This window comes from Streptomyces parvus, from assembly GCF_032121415.1.
Taxonomy (GTDB): Bacteria; Actinomycetota; Actinomycetes; order Streptomycetales; family Streptomycetaceae; genus Streptomyces; species Streptomyces globisporus_A.
In genome coordinates this window covers 802,969-820,823 of the sequence record NZ_CP135079.1, presented here as the reverse complement: position 1 = coordinate 820,823, position 17,855 = coordinate 802,969, and the positions used below count along the sequence as shown (strand labels likewise).

The following is a 17,855-nucleotide window of genomic DNA, read 5'->3' as shown; positions in this document are numbered from 1 at the left end:
GGTCTACTGCGGGAGGCGGCACGCACCGCCTCCCGCAAGCCGACCCACCGCAGAGATAGTGAACCGCCCGACGTGCGCCTGAACGACCTCGACGAACGCATCGTCCACGCCCTCGCCGAAGACGCCCGGCGCTCCTACGCCGACATCGGCGCCATCGTCGGCCTCTCCGCCCCCGCCGTGAAACGGCGCGTCGACCGGCTGCGCGCCGAGGGCGCGATCACCGGCTTCACCGTGCGGGTCGACCCCGCGGCGCTCGGCTGGGAGACCGAGGGGTTCATCGAGATCTACTGCAGCCGCAACACCTCCCCGGACGCGATCAAACAGGGCCTCGCCCGCTACCCGGAGATCGCCTCGGCCTCCACCGTGACCGGCGAGGCGGACGCGGTGGTGCAGGTCTTCGCCGCCGACATGCGCCACTTCGAACAGGTCCTGGAGCGCATCGCGGGGGAGCCGTACGTGGAGCGTACGAAGTCGGTGCTGGTGCTCTCGCCGCTGCTGCGCAGGTACTCCGCGGAGGCCCCGCCGGTCTGAAACGGGTGGCCCACATCACCCCGCTGACCTGCGGTGATGCCCGACGCAACGATTCGCCGCCCAGGGCCCTTCCCGCGCAACGAATCGACGGTCGACGCGCAACACTCGCGCCTTGTCCGGGCCGATCCGGGCCACGTACCTTCGATACGTCTCCCCACTCCGCCCGCACCGCCCGAGGTCAGCCATGCCGTCGTTGCGCACCGCCCTGCTCCAGAGTTCCGGACGGCCCGGCGCCGTCGCCGAGAACCTGAAGGCGCTCGACGAGGCCGCCGCCCGGGCCGCCGACGCGGGAGCCCGGCTGCTGGTGGCGCCCGAGCTGTTCCTCACCGGATACGCCATCGGCGACGCCGTGCCCGAGCTGGCCGAGTCCGCCGACGGACCCGGCTCAAAGGCGATCGCCGAGATCGCCGTACGCCACGGCCTCGCCGTCCTCTACGGCTACCCGGAGCGCGACGGGGAGCGGATCTTCAACGCCTCCCAGCTCATCGGCCCCGACGGCGCGCGGCTCGCGAACTACCGCAAGACCCATCTGTTCGGCTGCTTCGAGCAGGAGTGGTTCACTCCCGGCGACCGGACCGTCGTCCAGGCCGACCTCGACGGCATCCGCATCGGCCTGCTGATCTGCTACGACGTCGAGTTCCCGGAGAACGTCCGGGCGCACGCCCTCGCCGGCACCGATCTGCTGCTGGTTCCCACCGCGCAGATGCACCCCTTCCAGTTCGTCGCCGAATCCGTCGTCCCCGTACGGGCCTTCGAGAGCCAGATGTACGTGGCGTACGTCAACCGCACCGGCCCGGAAGGGGAGTTCGAGTTCGTCGGGCTCAGCTGCCTGGCCGGCCCCGACGGGGTCGTGCGCACCCGCGCCGGACGCGGCGAGGAACTCGTGATCGGCGAGGTGGACCCGGAGTACCTGGCCGCCTCGCGCGCCGCCAACCCGTATCTCGCAGACCGCCGCCCCGGTCTCTACGGCTCCCTCGCCTGAGCCCGCCCCCTCCCCGAACCTCCGTACCGCGCAAGGAGTCCGTACCCCATGACGTCCACGGTGCCCAACGCCGTCCAGCACACCGACGCGGCCGCCCCGCCGATCACCATGTTCGGGCCGGACTTCCCCTACGCGTACGACGACTTCCTCGCCCACCCGGCGGGACTCGGGCAGATACCGGCGACCGAGCACGGTCAGGAGGTCGCCGTCATCGGCGGCGGGCTTTCGGGCATCATCGCCGCGTACGAGCTGATGAAGATGGGCCTCAAGCCCGTGGTCTACGAGGCCGACCGGATCGGCGGCCGACTGCGCACCGTCGGCTTCGACGGTTGCGACGGCGACCTCACCGCCGAGATGGGCGCCATGCGCTTCCCGCCCTCCTCCACGGCGCTCCAGCACTACATCGACCTGGTGGGCCTGCGGACCCGGCCCTTCCCCAACCCGCTCTCCCCGGCCACGCCCTCGACCGTCGTGGACCTCAAGGGCGAGTCGCACTACGCCGAGACCATCGACGACCTCCCGCAGGTCTACCGCGACGTGGCCGAGGCGTGGAACGCCTGTCTGGAGGAGGGCGCCGACTTCTCCGACATGAACCGGGCGCTGCGCGAGCGCGACGTCCCGCGTATCCGGGAGATCTGGTCGCAGCTCGTCGAGCGGCTCGACAACCAGACCTTCTACGGCTTCCTCTGCGAGTCCGAGGCCTTCAAGTCCTTCCGGCACCGCGAGATCTTCGGCCAGGTCGGCTTCGGCACCGGCGGCTGGGACACCGACTTCCCCAACTCCATCCTGGAGATCCTGCGCGTCGTCTACACCGAGGCCGACGACCACCACCGCGGCATCGTCGGCGGCAGCCAGCAGCTTCCGCTGCGCCTGTGGGACCGCGAGCCGCAGAAGATCGTCCACTGGCCGCTCGGCACCTCGCTCTCCTCCCTGCACGGCGGCGAGCCGCGCGGCGCCGTGACCCGGCTGACCCGTACGGCGGGCAACCGCATCACGGTCACCGACGCCACCGGCGACATCCGCACCTTCCGGGCCGCGGTCTTCACCGGCCAGTCCTGGCTGCTGCTCTCCAAGATCGACTGCGATGACGCGCTCTTCCCGATCGACCACTGGACGGCGATGGAGCGCACCCACTACATGGAGTCGTCCAAGCTGTTCGTGCCGGTCGACCGCCCGTTCTGGCTGGACAAGGACGAGACCACCGGCCGCGACACCATGTCGATGACGCTCACCGACCGGATGACCCGGGGGACGTACCTCCTGGACGACGGGCCGGACAGGCCCGCCGTCGTCTGCCTCTCCTACACGTGGTGCGACGACAGCCTGAAGTGGCTGCCGCTCTCCCCGAAGGAGCGCATGGAGGTCATGCTCAAGTCGCTCGGCGAGATCTACCCGAACGTCGACATCCGCAGCCACATCATCGGCAACCCGGTCACCGTCTCCTGGGAGAACGAGCCCTGGTTCATGGGCGCGTTCAAGGCCAACCTGCCCGGCCACTACCGCTACCAGCGGCGGCTGTTCACCCACTTCGTGCAGGACCGGCTGCCGGAGGACAAGCGGGGCATCTTCCTCGCCGGGGACGACATCTCCTGGACGGCCGGCTGGGCGGAGGGCGCCGTGCAGACCGCGCTGAACGCCGTGTGGGGCGTCATGCACCAGTTCGGCGGGGCGACGGACGCGACCAACCCGGGCCCCGGGGACGTCTTCGACGAGATCGCTCCGGTCGAGCTGCCGGAGGACTGAGTCCGGCGCAGGGGGCCGACGCGGGCGTCAGCGGCACGGGGTGAGCAGAAGCCGCCCCACCAGACCCGCGCCCGCGTCGGTCCGCTGTCGGAACTCCTCGGCCAGCGAAGGGAATCCGCGCAGCCGCCAGAGCGTCCGGGCCGCCGACCAGGCCGCCTCGCGGGCCCGCTCCAGGCACCAGGAACTCACCAGATGGGTCAGCGGATCCGCGATCTCCAGGAGGTCGGGGCCCGGCATCAGGTCGTCGTGGATCCGCTCCTCCAGCAAGGCGAGGAGTTCACCCACGCACTCGAACTCCCCCTCCAGGTCCGGGGGTTCGCAGCCGAGCGTATGGCAGGTGTCCACCACCGCCAGGACCAGGTCGTGCCCCACGTGCGCCTGGAGACCGCTGAGGGCGAACTGCAGCGGACGTACGCGGGGATGGCGGCGGCAGGGGAGCAGCGGGCGCCAGCACTCCGGCGGCCGCCCGCCCGCCGCGGCGGTCTCGGCGGCCGACAGATAGCGCTCGGCGCAGCGAACGCCCAGCAGGGCGGCTTCGCGGTCGGTGGGCCCCAGGTCCGGGGCCATCCGCTCGACGACCTTGAGATAGGCGGTGTTGAAGACCGCCACCCCCTCCCCGGACGGCCACCCGGCGCGCAATTCCCGCATACGTTCGATCACCGGGGAGCCGCCCGTCGGCGGACCGCCCGGGCCCGGTAGGGGGAACTGCTCGATCTGCGTCATGCGCGGAGCGTCCCAGCCCTGGGCCCCCCACGGCGCCGATCGGCCCGAGTGTTCATCGGAACGGGCGAACAGCGCTGCCGGAAACGGGGATCGAGGAGTGCCGGCACCCGCCTACCGGACGCACCCTGCGCACAGCCGACCCGGTCTACTTCGACCGCGGAGAACTGGGCTTGGGCGCGGCGGGCTCCTTCACCCCGGGGTGCGCCTACGCCCTGGGCGCCGGGTGAGCCCGGCCCGGCCCCGTACGACCTGGTCCCGGGCCGTCCTCGAACGGCTCAGCCCTTCTCGGGCCCCGGCTTCTCGTCGTACGCCGAGGTGCCCGAATCCAGCAGCGGTTCCTGCGTCTTGAGGTGGGCCGGGGCGAAGGCCCGCAGCACGTGGTAGCCGGTGATCACGACGAGCGTGCCGAGCGCGATGCCGCTCAGTTCGAAGTTGTCGGTGATCTTCAGGCTGACCCCGCCGACGCCGATGATGATGCCCGCGGCGGCCGGGACGAGGTTGAGCGGATTACGCAGGTCCACCCGGCCGTTGAGCCAGATCTGCGCGCCGAGCAGGCCGATCATCCCGTACAGGATCACGGTGATCCCGCCGAGCACCCCGCCCGGGATCGCGGCGACGACCGCGCCGAACTTGGGGCACAGGCCGAAGAGCAGGGCGAAGCAGGCCGCCGCCCAGTACGCCGCCGTGGAGTAGACCCGGGTCGCGGCCATCACGCCGATGTTCTCGGAGTACGTGGTGTTGGGCGGCCCGCCCACGGCGGTGGAGAGCATGGAGGCCGCGCCGTCCGCCGCGATGGCGGTGCCGAGCTTGTCGTCCAGCGGGTCGCCGGTCATCTCGCCGACGGCCTTGACGTGCCCGGCGTTCTCCGCGACGAGCGCGATCACCACGGGCAGCGCCACCAGGATCGCCGACCATTCGAAGGCGGGCGCGTGGAAGGACGGCAGCCCGACCCAGTCGGCCTGGCCGACGGCCGAGAGGTCGAGGCGCCAGTGGTCGACGGCCTCCGCCCCGCCCGCCGGGGAGTGGATCTTCCCGAAGACCAGGTCCAGCACCCAGGAGAGCACGTACCCGAAGACCAGCCCCAGGAAGATCGCGATCCGGGAGAGGAAACCGCGCAGGCACACCACGGCGAGGCCGGTGAACAGCATCACCGCCAGCGCCGTCCACTGGTCCTGCGGCCAGTAGGTGGAGGCGGTAACCGGCGCCAGGTTGAAGCCGATCAGCATCACGACCGCGCCCGTCACCACCGGCGGCATCGCCGCGTGGATGATCCGTGCGCCGAACCGCTGCACGGCGAGGCCCACCAGGAACAGGGCCGCGCCGACCACCAGCACCGCGCCCGTGACGGTCGCGCTGTCACCGCCGCTCGCCCGGATCGTGGCCGCGACGCCGACGAAGGAGAGCGAGCAGCCCAGATAGCTGGGTACCCGGCCCTTGGTCGCCAGCAGGAAGATCGCGGTCGCGACACCGGACATCATGATCGCGAGGTTCGGGTCCAGGCCCATCAGGACCGGGGCGACGAACGACGCCCCGAACATCGCGACGACATGCTGGGCGCCGAGTCCGAACGTACGGGGCCAGGAGAGCCGCTCGTCGGGGCGGACCACCGCCCCGGGTGCGGGGGTCTTCCCGTCGCCGTGCAAGGTCCAGCGCACGCCGAGGCTCATGGTTGCTCCCTGAAGGTCTGCTCGGTGTGCCGACCGGTCTGCGACCCGGGGTTCGGTGTTCACCTGCGGAAAAGATCAGCGCCATGGTAGTGGTGCGCCCGATGGCGGCCGCGCGGAGGTCACCCACCGCGCCGCCCCGCGGCACCGCGTCAGCTTCGGGCGGCGCTCGTCGTCGTGCCCTCGCCGACCGCCGAGCCGGTGACCTTCCGGTCGGCCGACCGGAGCACCCCCGCGCCTAGGACCAGGCCGAAGGCCAGCACCGTCACCACGCCGAACGACACCACCAGCGAGGTCGCCTCGGCCAGCGAGCCGATCGCGGAGGGGGCGATCAGACCGGAGGTGTACGTGATGGTGGCGACACCCGCGATGGCCTGGCTCGGGTTCGGCCCGCTGCGCCCCGCCGCGGCGAAGGCCAGCGGGACCACGACCGCGACGCCCAGGCCGAGCAGTCCGAAGCCGCACATCGCGGCGGCGGGGGAGGGCGAGAGCACGACCAGCAGCCCGCCCGCGGTGGCCATCACTCCGCCGGTCCGCACCGTGCGGACCGCGCCGAACCGGTCGACGATCCGGTCCCCGGCGATCCTGGCCACCGCCATCATCAGGGCGAACGCCGTGGTGGACGCGGCCGCCAGACCGTCCGAGCTGTCCAGGACGTCCCGCAGGTAGACCGCCGACCAGTCCAGGCTGGCCCCCTCGGCGAACACCGCGCAGAACCCGACCGCCCCGATGATCAGGGCCGACTTCGGCGGCAGCGTGAACCGCGGAGGCGGCTCCTCGTCCGGGCGGCTCTGGATGTCGAGGACCTCCCGGCAGGCGATCAGGCCCAGCGCCGTGAGCACCAGGGCCGCGACGAGATGGTGCGTCCGGGCGTCGGTCGCGGTGTGGGCGGCGACCGTGCCCGCCGCCGAACCGATCAGCGCGCCCACGCTCCACATACCGTGCAGCCCCGACATGATCGACTTGTCGAGACGGTTCTCCACCTCGACGCCCAGCGCGTTCATGGCCACGTCGGACATCCCCGCCGTCGCCCCGTAGACGAACAGCGCGGCGCAGAGGGTGACCAGGTTCGGCGCCAGCGCGGGCAGGATCAGTGCCAGTGTCCAGAGCATCAGCAGCCCCCGCAGCGCGGTCCGGGCGCCGAACCGGTGGCTGATCCGGCCCGCCAGCGGCATCGCGATCGACGCACCGATCGCCGGGAAGGCCAGCGCCAGGCCGAGCTGGCCCGCGCTCACCCCGGCGTGGTCCTGGATCCAGGGCACCCGGGTCGCGAAGCTGCCGGTCACCGCCCCGTGGACGGTGAAGACCGCGGCGACGGCGATCCGCGCCCGCTTCACCTGCTGTGTGCTGTAGACCGTGACGGTCGAGTCCTTCGTCATGCCGTCGAGCCCCTCCCCTGGGAATCCTCGGACGCCGGCCGTTCCGGCGCATCCGGCGCTTCCGCGCGACGATGCGTGGCGTAAACTATCAGGAACCCTGCCTGATAAATAGTCGATTCTCATCGGCCGCGAAAGGCGGCGGGGCGGCCATCTGGAAGGATCCCGGTATGCCCGCATCTCCGAGCACGGCTCGGGCCATCAACGACCGGCTCGCCCTGCGGCTGCTCCAGCAGGACGGCCCGCTGACGGCCACCCAGCTCAAGACGCTGACCGGACTCTCCCGGCCCACCGTCGCCGACCTCGTCGAACGGCTCCGGAGCGCCGGTCTGATCCGGGTCGTCGGCGAGTCCGGAGCCGTCCGTCGCGGCCCCAACGCCAAGCTGTACGGGATCGTCGCCGACCGGGCCCATCTCGCCGCGCTCGACGTGCGCCTCGGCAGCGTCAGCGTGGTCGTCACCGATCTGCTGGGGACGACGCTCGCCGAGGACTCACTGCCCATCGGCAGCGACACCGGCACCGAACCCGCCGTCGAGCGGGCCGCCGCCCTCCTGGAGCGCACCGCCCGCGCGGCCGGGTCCGTACCCCTGCACAGCGTCGGGATCGGGGCGCCGGGGCTGATCGACCCCGGCACCGGCGAACTGCGCGACAGCTCAGGACTGCCCGCCTGGCACCGGGGCCTGGTCCGGGAGCTCCAGCGGCGGCTCCCGGCCACCGTCCTGGTGGAGAACGAGACGAACCTCGCGGCCGTCGCGGAGCACCGGGAGGGCGCCGCCCACGACCGGGAGACCTTCGTCCTGCTCTGGCTGGGCCAGGGGATCGGGGCCGCCGTGATGCTGGACGGCAAGCTGCGTCAGGGGGCCTCCGGCGGCGCGGGGGAGATCGGCTTCCTTCCGGTCCCCGGGGTGAGCGGGCTCCCGTCGGCGGTCAACTGCGAGGGCGGTTTCCACTCCCTGGCCGGCTCCGTCGCGCTGTGCGAACTCGCCGCCGCGTACGGGCTCGTGGACCGCGGGACCGTGGCCGAGGGGCAGGAGGAGGCGGCCGCCGTGAACGCGGTGCGGGCCGCCCTGGAGGCGGGGGAGGCGGGGGAGCCTTTCCTGAAGGAGGTCGCCGACCGCCTCGCCCTCGGGTCCGCCGCCGTCGTCTCGGTGCTCGACCCCGGCTGTGTGCTGCTCGCCGGGGCCGTCGGCCATGCGGGCGGGGCCGCGCTCGCCGCCCGGGTCGAGGAGAGGCTGGCCACGATGTCGCCTCTGCGCACCGAGGTCCGCGCCGGTTCGCTGGGCGACGGGGCGGTGCTGCGCGGTGCGCTGGTCACCGCCCGGGACGCGGCGCAGGACGCGCTGTTCGCCCCGGAGGGCTGACCGGGCGGACCGGAACCGGGCGGCCGAACCGGAGGCGCGCGGACGGCTGTGCGCGCCGCATCGCCTCAGGCTCTGCGGATGGCATCGCGCCTCGCCGCGTTGACGAGGAACCCCGCTGCCCGGTCGTCGCCGCCGCGCGGGGTGGTGGCGCAGTGGACGAACACGTCGGTCCCCTCGACTGCCGCGTCCAGGCTCTTGCCGTCCCGCAGGTCGACGGCGTACGAGGGGGAGCGGCGGCTGAGCCCCCCGGATGGCGGCCCCTTCGGTGCGGAGCCGCTCCGCGACCTGCCGGCGGAGGGTTCCGGTTGCGCCGGTGACCAGAATCGTCGTCATGGGGCCGGCCTGCCAGAGCGCGCTGTGGCCCGGCGTGAGCGGGAAGAGCCGCTCACGCCGGGCCGGAGGGGTCAGCAGGCGCCGAGGTCCTTCCAGACGCCCCACTCTCCGGTGGTGCCGGGCTTCTCGCCCTTCGTCCACCAGGAGGCCTTCCACTGACGGCCGTCCTGGCTGACGGTGGAGCCGCCGCCGTACTCGGTGGCCGCGTTCCACGCCGGGGCCGAGCAGCTGCCGCCCGGCTGCGTCGGGGTGGGGGTGGGGGTGGGGGTCGGACCGGTCGGGTCCGGTGTCGGCGTCGGGCTGGGCCCGGTGCCGGGCTCGACCACCGTGGTGCCGCGGGTCAGGTCACCGGCGAGGGAGTAGGACTTCCCGCCGAAGGCCACGGTCCAGTTCGACGGGGTGGAGGTGGGCAGGTAGTAGACGAAGTCCAGCTCGACCGAGGCGCCGGGGGCCAGGCTCTGCCAGGCCGGGAGCTTCAGCGAGACGCGGTTGTAGTCGCCCTTGAGGCCGCCGATGTTGTTGGCCGCCGTGTGGCCGCTGCGGATGATCGTCGTACCGAAGCCGGACTGGTCCTTGGCGTTGGCCGGGGCGGAGGTGGAGTAGTCGAACTGGAACTCCGTACCGCCGGGCAGCGTGGCCTTGGTCCGGTTGGTGATCTTCAGCTTGGGGCTGATCGGGTAGTTGGAGTCGCCCAGCGGGAACTGCCCGAAGGAGACGTCGATGTCCAGCGCCTGGGTGGGCAGGTCGATCGTGGAGCGCTTCGCGCCGTACGGGGTGGCCGACTTGAAGGCGTCGTACATCGCGGTGGTCAGCGTGGAGCCGGTCTCGTACTGGCCCTTCGCCGCGTTCCAACGGTAGTCGCCCGCCAGCTCCCAGATCATCGTGCCGCCGATGCCCTTGTCCACGACGTAGTCGGCCTTGGCCTTCACCGACTGCTCGTCCTCCGTGGAGAGGAACACCTTCTTCTCGGCGTTCCACAGCCACGGCGCGACCAGCGTGGAGTCGTACTTACGGGCGTACGTGCCGGTCAACCGGGTGTTCGCGGGGAAGCCGTAGTCGGTGACGTAGTCCCCGACGATGCCCTTCTCCAGGTTCTTCGCGTGCCACATCGGGTTGGAACCGGCGGGCGATTCCTTGCCGTTGGTGTCCTTGTCGTGCCACAGGTTGTCGATGCCGACCGCGCCGTCACCGCACTTGGTCAGCCCCGCGCCCGCCGGGCAGTCGGTCGTGGCCGCCTTGCCCCACAGGCCGTCGGTGCCGCCCTGCACGTTCTTGAAGCCGCGGGTGTAGTACGGCAGGCCGATGTTGATGCGGCCGGCCGGCATCGAGCCGCGGAAGTAGTGGTAGGCCCAGTCGGTGTTGAGGTATCCCAGGCCGCCGTACTGCGAGGTGGTGTAGACGCCCGCCTGCGCCAGCTCGTTGTCCTTGCCGTCGTCGAACAGCGAGGCGTTGGGCCCGACGTACTCGTTCCAGGCGCCGTGCAGGTCGTAGGACATGATGTTGACGTAGTCCAGGTACTTCTGCATCTGGTACGTCTCCATGCCCCGCAGCAGGTAGCCGGAGGAGGGGGCGGCGACGGTCAGCAGGTAGTGCTTGCCGTCGGCCTCGCCCGCGCGGTCGAGCTTCTCGCGCAGCGTCTTCATCAGGGCGTCGTAGCCCTTGACCAGGCCCGCGCGGCGGCCGTTGGCCAGCGTGTGGTCCAGCGGGTTGCCCGCGTCCTTCATCGTGGTGGCGTACTCGTAGTCGATGTCGACGCCGTTGAAGCCGTACTTCTTGATGAAGGCGACGGCGGAGTCGGCGAAGGTGTTGATGCCCGCCTGGTTGACCGAGCCGTCGGCGTTGGTCGCCATCGAGTAGAAGCCGCCCGAGTCGACGCGCTTGCCGTCGGGGCCGAAGTAGCCGCCGGTCTCGGCCCAACCGCCCACGGAGACCAGGGTCTTCACGTTCGGGTGCTGCTTCTTGTACTTCGTCAGCAGGTTGAAGTGCCCCTTGTAGGGGAGCGCCGGGTCCATCTCCGCGCCTGCGACACCGGGCCAGGTCATCCCGGTGGAGGCGTTGTCGGCGCTGTCCGGGCCGACCGAGAGCTTGTTGGAGCCGTCGACGTGCGCGAAGGCGTAGTTGAGGTGCGTGACCTTGTCCCACGGGATGTCCGGGACGAGGTAGGCGTCCTTGCCGTCCTTGCCGGTACGCCAGTTGGTGAAGTAGCCGATGACGCGCCGCTGGTGGTCGGCGCCCATCTTCTCGCGTCCGTCGGCGTCGTAGACGGAGCAGTACGGAACGTTGACGCCGGGGGTCTGGTAAAGGCCGTCGGGGCGACAGGAGGTCTGGTCGGCGGCGGCCGAGGGGCCTGCGGCGAGCGAACTCAGCAGCAGTCCGGCGACGGCGGCGCCGGCGGCGAGGAGCGTGGCTCTCGCTCGGGTGGGGGACAGCATGTGGTCGTTCCTCCTGGGGAGGTCGGCAGAACACAACTGGCGAAAAGGGGGCGGGTCTGTCGGGGTCCCGGTGTGCGCCCACCGTGGGACCGAACCTCGGAGGTGACGCAGAGATTAAGAGGACTAGACCAGTGCGTCAATAGGTCTGGACCTTCAAGGCTCAACTTCGTGAATGACTACGTTGTCGCGTTCGTCCCGACGGGAACGCGCCAGGTTTTCCGTGACTCGGCGTGACCCGGTCGGTGGATCCTGTGACCCAGCCCACAGCGCTCACCCGCATGGCCGAGAGGCGTCCGTGGCAGACTGGTTCCGTACCAGTAGCAGCGCACTCCGGGGTCGGTGCAATTCCGAACCGGCGGTTACAGTCCGCGACCCGTCCGCAGCCAGCGGCCGGTTGACCAGGTGAGATTCCTGGACCGACGGTTAAAGTCCGGATGGGAGGCAGTGCGCGGCGGTTCGTCATCGGTACGCCGCCGTCGGCGGACGCATGGCCGGGAATTTCCCGGGACGCCGTGCGTTCCTGGCGTTTCCCGTCCTCGGGTTCGCGGCGTTCTCGCTGGTGATCCGCTCTATCTGTCGTCATCGACAGGCCCCGGAGTCCGTGCCCGAAGAGGCAGGAGGACCCGGTGGACACCGCAGCCGACATCACCGCCATGCGCCGAGCGATCACGCTCGCCGCCCGCGGTCTCGGCTCCACCAGCCCCAATCCGGTCGTCGGATGTGTGATCACCGACGCCGCCGGAGCCGTGGCCGGTGAAGGCTTCCATCAGCGCGCCGGAGGGCCGCACGCCGAGGTCCACGCGCTCCGCGCGGCAGGCGGCGGGGCCCGGGGCGGCACCGCCTACGTCACCCTCGAACCCTGTAACCACACCGGCCGCACCGGCCCCTGCGCCCAGGCCCTCCTGGCCGCCGGGATCAGCCGTGTCGTGTACGCGGTCGGCGACCCGAACCCGCAGGCCACCGGCGGTGCCGAGACCCTGCGCGCGGCCGGTGTCCAGGTGGCGCAGGGCCTCCTCGCCGACGAGGCCGAGGCGGGCAACGCCGCCTGGCTGACCTCGGTGCGCCTCGGGCGGCCGTACGTCCTGTGGAAGTACGCCGCGACCCTCGACGGCCGCATCGCCGCCGCCGACGCCACCAGCCGCTGGATCACCTCGCCCGAGGCCCGCGCCGACGTCCACCGGCTGCGCGCCGAGGCCGACGCCGTGCTCGTCGGCTCCGGCACCGCCCGCATCGACGACCCTCAGCTGGGCGTACGCGGCGTCGGCGGCGCCACCCAGCCCCTGCGGGTCGTCGTCGACACGAACGCCACCGCCGTCAAGCCCGGCGCCCGGGTCCTGGACGCCACCGCGCCCACCCTGATCGCCGTCGCCGACGACGTCCCGGCCGGCCACCTCCCCGAGGCAGCCGTCCTGCGGCTGCCCCGCGCGGCCACCGGACCCGGCCTCGACCTCGACGCCCTCCTCGAAGCCCTGCGCACCCGGGGTGTCCGCTCCGTACTCCTCGAAGGCGGCCCCACCCTCGCGGGAGCCTTCGTCGCCGCGGGAAAGGTCGACAAGGTCGTCGGCTATCTCGCCCCGGTCCTGCTCGGCGCGGGCCCCGCCGCCCTTGCGGACGCCGGAATCTCCACCATCTCCCAGGCGTTGCGCCTCGATGTCACCGAGGCCGTGCCGATCGGCCCCGATCTGCGCGTCACCGCCGTCCCCGCCCCTGCTCGGAAGGGAAACTGAGTGTTCACCGGAATTGTCGAAGAACTGGGTGAGGTCACCGCCGTCGAGCAGCTCGCCGACGCCTCCCGCTTCCGGCTGCGCGGCCCCCTCGTCACCGAGGGCGCCAAGCACGGCGACTCCATCGCGGTGAACGGTGTCTGCCTCACCGTCGTGGACACCGGCGACGGCGAATTCACCGCCGACGTGATGGCCGAGACGCTGAAGCGCTCCAGCCTCGGCGCGCTCGCCCCCGGCTCCCGGGTCAACCTGGAGCGCCCGATGGCGCTCGGCGGGCGGCTCGGCGGACACCTCGTCCAGGGCCACGTGGACGGCACCGGCACCGTCGTCGAGCGCACCCCCTCCGAGCACTGGGAGATCGTCAAGGTCTCCCTGCCGCCCGAGCTGACCCGGTACGTCGTGGAGAAGGGCTCCATCACCGTCGACGGCGTCAGCCTCACCGTCGTCGACGCGGCGGCCGACTTCTTCACCATCAGCCTCATCCCCACCACCCTCGCCCTGACCACGCTCGGCCACAAGCAGCCCGGCGACCCGGTCAACCTGGAAGTGGACGTCATCGCCAAGTACGTCGAGCGGATGCTCGGCGACCGGGCCGGACAGGACCAGCGATGAACCTCGCGAACTGGCTCAACTCCGAGGCCTTCACCGTGTTCGGCCAGCACATCAAGTGGTCGGACATGATCGGCAACGTCGTCGGCCTGATCGCCCTGGCCCTCGGCTGGCGGCGCTCCATCTGGACCTGGCCCGCCCAGCTCCTCTCCGGTGTGATCCTGCTCGTCGCCTTCGCCTCCGCGCACCTCTCCGGCAGCGCGGGCAAGCAGCTGGTGGTCATCGTCGTCGCCCTGTGGGGCTGGTGGTCCTGGAACCGCGGCAGGCAGCAGGCCCAGGACGGCTCCATCGCCGTCCGCTTCGCCACCTGGCGCGAGCGCGGCGTGCTGATCGGCGCCGCCGCGCTCGGCACCCTCGCGGTCGGCGGCCTGTTCACGGCCGTCCCCACCCTGTCCTGGGACCCGTGGCCGGACGCGTACATCTTCGTCGGCACGGTCGTCGCGATGTACGCCCAGGCGCGCGGCATGGTCGAGTTCTGGTTCGCCTGGCTGCTCGTCGACCTGGTCGGCGTACCCCTGAACTTCGCCAACGGATTCGCCTTCTCCGGCTTCGTCTACGTCATCTACGGCGCCCTCGTCCTGTGGGGGATGCGCGACTGGTGGCTGCGTACGCGGACACCCGCTCTGGAAGGAGCCACGGCATGACTGCCCAGCCCACCTGGCTGCACCCCGACCACGACCCGCTCCCCGAGAACCTCTCCCTGGACCCGGTCGAGCAGGCCGTCCGAGACATCGCGGCGGGCCGGCCCGTCGTCGTCGTGGACGACGAGGACCGCGAGAACGAGGGCGACCTCGTCATCGCCGCCGAGAAGGCCACCCCCGAGATCGTCGCCTTCATGATGAGCGAGTGCCGCGGCCTGATCTGCGCGCCCATGGAGAGCGACGAGCTGGAACGCCTCGAACTGCCGCAGATGGTCGAGGACAACACCGAGTCGATGCAGACCGCCTTCACGGTCTCCGTCGACGCCTCGGCCGCCCACGGCGTCACCACCGGCATCTCCGCCGCCGACCGCGCCACCACCCTGCGGATGCTCGCGGGCGGCGTCGCCGGACCCGGCGACTTCGTCCGGCCCGGCCACATCTTCCCGCTGCGCGCCCGCTCCGGCGGCGTCCTCGTCCGCAACGGCCACACCGAGGCCGCCGTAGACCTCGCCCGGCTCGCCGGGCTGCGCCCCGCCGGGGCCATCGTCGAGATCGCGGGCGAGGACGGGGTGATGCTCCGGCTGCCCGAGCTGATCCCCTTCGCCCGCAAGCACGGCCTGACGATCATCTCCATCGAGGACCTGATCGCCTACCGCCGCAGCGACGAGCCGACCGTCCGCCGCGAGGCCCGGACCCGGCTGCCCACCGCGTTCGGCGACTTCACCGCGTTCGGCTACCGCTCCATCGCCGACGGGGTCGAGCACGTCGCCCTGGTCCACGGCGACCTCGGCGACGGCGAGGACGTCCTCGTCCGCATCCACTCCGAGTGCCTGACCGGCGACATCTTCCAGTCCCAGCGCTGCGACTGCGGCCCCCAGCTGCACGCCTCCATGCGGCGCATCACCGAAGCGGGCCGGGGCGTCGTCGTCTACCTCCGCGGCCACGAGGGACGCGGCATCGGCCTGCTCTCCAAGCTCCGTGCGTACGAACTCCAGGAGCGCGGCGTCGACACCCTCGACGCCAACCTGGAGCTCGGCCTGCCCGCCGACGCCCGCGACTACGCGGCGGGCGCCCGGATCCTCAAGGACCTCGGCGTCACCAGCCTGCGGCTGATGACCAACAACCCCGAGAAGACCGCGGCCGTCGTCCGCCACGGACTCGCCGTCACCGGCCGCGAGCCCATGCCCGTCCAGGCGGGCGAGCACAATCTGCGCTACCTGCGCACCAAGCGCGACCGCATGGGCCACGATCTGCCGTGGCTCGACGGAACCCCGGCGTCGACCTGCGCCAACCAGTAACGAACACCTCGTCACCAGCAACAGGAGAAACATGAGCGGCAAGGGTGCACCCGAACTGTCCGTACGCAACTGCGGCGACCTGCGCGTGGCCGTGATCGCGGCCCAGTGGCACGAGAAGGTCATGGACGGACTCGTCGACGGCGCGCTGCGCGCCCTGCACGAGCTGGGCATCGACGAGCCGACCCTGCTCCGGGTGCCCGGCTCCTTCGAGCTGCCCGTCGTCGCCAAGGTGCTCGCCGGACGCGGTTACGACGCGATCGTCGCTCTCGGCGTGGTCATCCGCGGTGGCACCCCCCACTTCGAATACGTCTCCCAGGGCGTCACCCTCGGCCTCACCCAGGTCACCGTCGACACCGGTGTTCCCGTCGGCTTCGGCGTACTGACCTGCGACACCGAGGAGCAGGCGCTCGACCGGGCCGGCCTCGAAGGGTCCAACGAGGACAAGGGGCACGAAGCCGTCACCGCCGCGGTCGCCACCGCGGCCACGCTGCGGACCGTCAGCGAACCCTGGCGCTGAGTGCGCCCCGGCGACCCCGTATTCTGAGGACCATCATGGCCAACAAAACCTTCGAAGAGCTCTTCACCGAGCTCCAGCTCAAGGCCGCCGAGGGCGACCCCGCGACCTCCCGCACAGCCGAACTGGTCGACAAGGGCGTCCATGCCATCGGCAAGAAGGTCGTCGAGGAGGCCGCCGAGGTCTGGATGGCCGCCGAGTACGAGGGCAAGGAAGCCGCCGCCGAGGAGATCTCCCAGCTGCTGTACCACGTCCAGGTGATGATGGTCGCCCGCGGGATCTCGCTCGACGACGTCTACGCCCATCTCTGACCGGCCCCGAGCACCGCACGCCCCTGTCTCTGTTCTCTCCCCTCCGCACGAAGGAAGCCGACCCCATGCTGCGCATCGCCGTCCCCAACAAGGGTTCACTCTCCGGGCCTGCGATGGCGATGCTCCATGAGGCCGGCTACCAGCAGCGCAAGGAGTCCAAGGAACTGGTCCTGGTCGACCCTTCGAACGAGGTCGAGTTCTTCTACCTCCGCCCCCGCGACATCGCGATCTACGTCAGCTCCGGCAAGCTCGACATCGGCATCACCGGCCGCGACCTGCTGCTGGACTCCGAGGCCGACGCCGAGGAGATCCTCCAGCTCGGCTTCGCCCGCTCCACCTTCCGCTACGCCACCAAGCCCGGCACCGCGGCGGGCCCGCAGGACTTCGACGGCATGACGATCGCCACCTCCTACGAGGGCATCGTCGCCAACCACCTCGCCAAGGCGGGCGTCAGGGCCTCCGTCGTCCACCTCGACGGCGCGGTCGAGACCGCCATCGAGCTCGGCGTCGCCCAGATCATCGCCGACGTGGTGGAGACCGGCACCAGCCTGCGCAACGCCGGACTGGAAGTGATCGGCGAGCCGATCATGACCTCCGAGGCCGTCGTCATCCGCCGCAACGGCGCCCCCGCCGACGACCCCAAGGTGCAGCAGTTCCTCCGCCGCCTCCAGGGCGTCCTGGTCGCCCGGTCCTACGTGATGATGGACTACGACTGCCGTGTCGAGCACCTGGAGCGCGCCGTAGCCCTCACCCCGGGCCTGGAGTCGCCGACCATCTCCCCGCTGCACCACGAGGGCTGGGTCGCCGTCCGCTCCATGGTCGCCGCCAAGGAGGCCCAGCGGATCATGGACGACCTGTACGAGCTCGGCGCCCGCGCCATCCTCACCACGGCCATCCACGCCTGCCGCCTCTGACGGCCCCGGCCGCCCGCACCTCCCGAGAGAAGACCCCGATGTCCGCGCCCAGGCCCGAACTCCCCACCCTGCCGGTCACCTTCCGGCCCACCCTCACCCGGGTGGTCCTGCTGAGCGTGGGCCTGGCGATGTTCCTCGTCATCACCGCCGTCGCGCTGATGCTGGAGCGGCTCAACCCGGGGGAGCGGGCCAGCTTCGTCTTCGTCGCGGCGCTGTTCTTCGGCGTCCTGGCCCTGCTCAGCAGGCCCCGGGTCGCCGCCGACGACAACGGGGTCACCGTCGTCAACCTCACCCGGACCCGCAGGCTGGCCTGGGAGGAGATCCTCCGCGTCAACCTGCGCTCCGGCGACCCCTGGGTCTTCCTCGACCTCAGCGACGGCACCAGCCTGCCCGCCCTCGGCATCCAGCCCGGCCTGGCCAAGCAGCAGGCCATCCGCGACGCCCGCGCCCTGCGCTCCCTCGCCGAGGCGCGCGGCGCCGGCAGCGACGACACTCCCGCCGGCGGCTGAGCCCCTGCCCGGCACGGGGTCTTCTTGTCTACTCTGGTGGGCGGCGGCGCCCCGTGCGCCCCGCCCCGCCCGTACCACGGCCCCACCGGGCCCGCGGGGTTCTTCCTGCGACCCAAGGAGTGACTCCCTCCAGCGATGGACGGATCGTCCGGTAGTACCTGCGCCGCCCCCTCCCCGGAGGCGGCGGCCT

Annotated in this window: 16 protein-coding genes, 1 pseudogene and 1 riboswitch; of the genes and pseudogenes, 12 read left to right on the top strand and 5 right to left on the bottom strand. The window is 71.5% G+C overall.

Annotation, left to right across the window (positions count from 1 at the left end; genetic code table 11):
- The first annotated feature begins 72 nt into the window (after window positions 1–72).
- From RNL97_RS04715 to RNL97_RS04705, 3 genes are all read left to right on the top strand, one after another.
- Window positions 73–531, top strand: coding sequence for an Lrp/AsnC family transcriptional regulator (locus tag RNL97_RS04715; RefSeq protein WP_030589514.1), 459 nt, complete (start codon window positions 73–75; stop codon window positions 529–531).
- Between the two features lie 184 nt (window positions 532–715).
- Window positions 716–1,513 carry a carbon-nitrogen hydrolase family protein gene (locus tag RNL97_RS04710; protein ID WP_243313445.1) on the top strand — a complete coding sequence of 266 codons (798 nt, stop codon included), beginning with the start codon at window positions 716–718 and terminating at the stop codon, window positions 1,511–1,513.
- Window positions 1,514–1,561: 48 nt separating this feature from the next.
- Window positions 1,562–3,256 (top strand): flavin monoamine oxidase family protein, encoded by a 1,695-nt coding sequence (locus tag RNL97_RS04705; protein ID WP_243313444.1) that lies wholly within the window; start codon window positions 1,562–1,564, stop codon window positions 3,254–3,256.
- Between the two features lie 27 nt (window positions 3,257–3,283).
- Here RNL97_RS04705 and RNL97_RS04700 read toward each other — a convergent pair whose 3' ends face one another.
- The 3 genes from RNL97_RS04700 to RNL97_RS04690 form a co-directional block, all read right to left on the bottom strand.
- Window positions 3,284–3,979 carry a DUF5995 family protein gene (locus tag RNL97_RS04700; RefSeq protein ID WP_243313442.1) on the bottom strand — a complete coding sequence of 232 codons (696 nt, stop codon included), beginning with the start codon at window positions 3,977–3,979 and terminating at the stop codon, window positions 3,284–3,286.
- 275 nt (window positions 3,980–4,254) lie between these two features.
- Window positions 4,255–5,646: a uracil-xanthine permease family protein gene (locus RNL97_RS04695; protein ID WP_030589502.1), complete on the bottom strand. Its 1,392-nt coding sequence runs from the start codon at window positions 5,644–5,646 to the stop codon at window positions 4,255–4,257.
- Between the two features lie 149 nt (window positions 5,647–5,795).
- Window positions 5,796–7,022 (bottom strand): MFS transporter, encoded by a 1,227-nt coding sequence (locus tag RNL97_RS04690; RefSeq protein ID WP_030589499.1) that lies wholly within the window; start codon window positions 7,020–7,022, stop codon window positions 5,796–5,798.
- Window positions 7,023–7,189: 167 nt separating this feature from the next.
- On the opposite strand from RNL97_RS04690, the gene RNL97_RS04685 reads away from it, so the two are divergent.
- Window positions 7,190–8,380, top strand: a complete 1,191-nt coding sequence (locus RNL97_RS04685) for an ROK family transcriptional regulator (RefSeq protein WP_030589495.1) — start codon at window positions 7,190–7,192, stop codon at window positions 8,378–8,380.
- Between the two features lie 86 nt (window positions 8,381–8,466).
- Here the strand turns inward: RNL97_RS04685 and RNL97_RS04680 are convergent.
- Both RNL97_RS04680 and RNL97_RS04675 read right to left on the bottom strand, forming a co-directional pair.
- Window positions 8,467–8,713, bottom strand: a pseudogene (locus tag RNL97_RS04680) (NAD-dependent epimerase/dehydratase family protein); the annotation flags it as partial.
- A gap of 71 nt (window positions 8,714–8,784) precedes the next feature.
- On the bottom strand, window positions 8,785–11,145 hold the full coding sequence (locus tag RNL97_RS04675; RefSeq protein ID WP_030589492.1) for a chitinase C-terminal domain-containing protein: 2,361 nt from the start codon (window positions 11,143–11,145) through the stop codon (window positions 8,785–8,787).
- A 321-nt stretch (window positions 11,146–11,466) separates the two neighbouring features.
- Window positions 11,467–11,597, top strand: a riboswitch (FMN riboswitch).
- 174 nt (window positions 11,598–11,771) lie between these two features.
- On the opposite strand from RNL97_RS04675, the gene ribD reads away from it, so the two are divergent.
- The 8 genes from ribD (at window position 11,772) to RNL97_RS04635 (ending at window position 17,665) form a co-directional block, all read left to right on the top strand.
- Complete coding sequence (gene ribD, locus RNL97_RS04670) at window positions 11,772–12,872, top strand: bifunctional diaminohydroxyphosphoribosylaminopyrimidine deaminase/5-amino-6-(5-phosphoribosylamino)uracil reductase RibD (RefSeq protein WP_313750411.1); 1,101 nt, start codon at window positions 11,772–11,774, stop codon at window positions 12,870–12,872.
- Window positions 12,873–13,481, top strand: coding sequence for a riboflavin synthase (locus RNL97_RS04665; protein WP_030589486.1), 609 nt, complete (start codon window positions 12,873–12,875; stop codon window positions 13,479–13,481).
- Entirely contained in the window at window positions 13,478–14,122 is a 645-nt protein-coding gene (locus tag RNL97_RS04660; protein WP_030589483.1) for a nicotinamide mononucleotide transporter family protein, read from the top strand. The genes RNL97_RS04665 and RNL97_RS04660 overlap by 4 nt, the downstream gene beginning before the upstream one ends.
- Complete coding sequence (locus tag RNL97_RS04655) at window positions 14,119–15,417, top strand: bifunctional 3,4-dihydroxy-2-butanone-4-phosphate synthase/GTP cyclohydrolase II (RefSeq protein WP_030589480.1); 1,299 nt, start codon at window positions 14,119–14,121, stop codon at window positions 15,415–15,417. Before RNL97_RS04660 ends, RNL97_RS04655 begins: the two co-directional genes overlap by 4 nt.
- 31 nt (window positions 15,418–15,448) lie before the next feature.
- A complete protein-coding gene (gene ribH / locus RNL97_RS04650) occupies window positions 15,449–15,934 on the top strand; it encodes a 6,7-dimethyl-8-ribityllumazine synthase (protein ID WP_003970409.1) in 486 nt (161 codons plus the stop codon).
- 35 nt (window positions 15,935–15,969) lie between these two features.
- Entirely contained in the window at window positions 15,970–16,242 is a 273-nt protein-coding gene (locus tag RNL97_RS04645) for a phosphoribosyl-ATP diphosphatase (protein WP_003970410.1), read from the top strand.
- A gap of 65 nt (window positions 16,243–16,307) precedes the next feature.
- Window positions 16,308–17,156, top strand: coding sequence for an ATP phosphoribosyltransferase (gene hisG, locus RNL97_RS04640; protein ID WP_030589477.1), 849 nt, complete (start codon window positions 16,308–16,310; stop codon window positions 17,154–17,156).
- 38 nt (window positions 17,157–17,194) lie between these two features.
- The gene (locus RNL97_RS04635; RefSeq protein ID WP_030589475.1) at window positions 17,195–17,665 is read left to right on the top strand and encodes a PH domain-containing protein; all 471 of its coding nucleotides are present in this window, start codon (window positions 17,195–17,197) and stop codon (window positions 17,663–17,665) included.
- The last annotated feature ends 190 nt before the right edge of the window (window positions 17,666–17,855 follow it).

What these genes read in the sequence shown, in the direction of transcription:
- RNL97_RS04710 (WP_243313445.1), top strand. Translation starts at nt 716, where the DNA reads ATGCCGTCGTTGCGCACCGCCCTGCTCCAGAGTTCCGGACGGCCCGGC.
- RNL97_RS04705 (WP_243313444.1), top strand. Translation starts at nt 1,562, where the DNA reads ATGACGTCCACGGTGCCCAACGCCGTCCAGCACACCGACGCGGCCGCC.
- RNL97_RS04700 (WP_243313442.1), bottom strand. Translation starts at nt 3,979, where the DNA reads ATGACGCAGATCGAGCAGTTCCCCCTACCGGGCCCGGGCGGTCCGCCG.
- RNL97_RS04695 (WP_030589502.1), bottom strand. Translation starts at nt 5,646, where the DNA reads ATGAGCCTCGGCGTGCGCTGGACCTTGCACGGCGACGGGAAGACCCCC.
- RNL97_RS04690 (WP_030589499.1), bottom strand. Translation starts at nt 7,022, where the DNA reads ATGACGAAGGACTCGACCGTCACGGTCTACAGCACACAGCAGGTGAAG.
- RNL97_RS04685 (WP_030589495.1), top strand. Translation starts at nt 7,190, where the DNA reads ATGCCCGCATCTCCGAGCACGGCTCGGGCCATCAACGACCGGCTCGCC.
- RNL97_RS04675 (WP_030589492.1), bottom strand. Translation starts at nt 11,145, where the DNA reads ATGCTGTCCCCCACCCGAGCGAGAGCCACGCTCCTCGCCGCCGGCGCC.
- RNL97_RS04660 (WP_030589483.1), top strand. Translation starts at nt 13,478, where the DNA reads ATGAACCTCGCGAACTGGCTCAACTCCGAGGCCTTCACCGTGTTCGGC.
- RNL97_RS04655 (WP_030589480.1), top strand. Translation starts at nt 14,119, where the DNA reads ATGACTGCCCAGCCCACCTGGCTGCACCCCGACCACGACCCGCTCCCC.
- ribH (WP_003970409.1), top strand. Translation starts at nt 15,449, where the DNA reads ATGAGCGGCAAGGGTGCACCCGAACTGTCCGTACGCAACTGCGGCGAC.
- RNL97_RS04645 (WP_003970410.1), top strand. Translation starts at nt 15,970, where the DNA reads ATGGCCAACAAAACCTTCGAAGAGCTCTTCACCGAGCTCCAGCTCAAG.
- hisG (WP_030589477.1), top strand. Translation starts at nt 16,308, where the DNA reads ATGCTGCGCATCGCCGTCCCCAACAAGGGTTCACTCTCCGGGCCTGCG.
- RNL97_RS04635 (WP_030589475.1), top strand. Translation starts at nt 17,195, where the DNA reads ATGTCCGCGCCCAGGCCCGAACTCCCCACCCTGCCGGTCACCTTCCGG.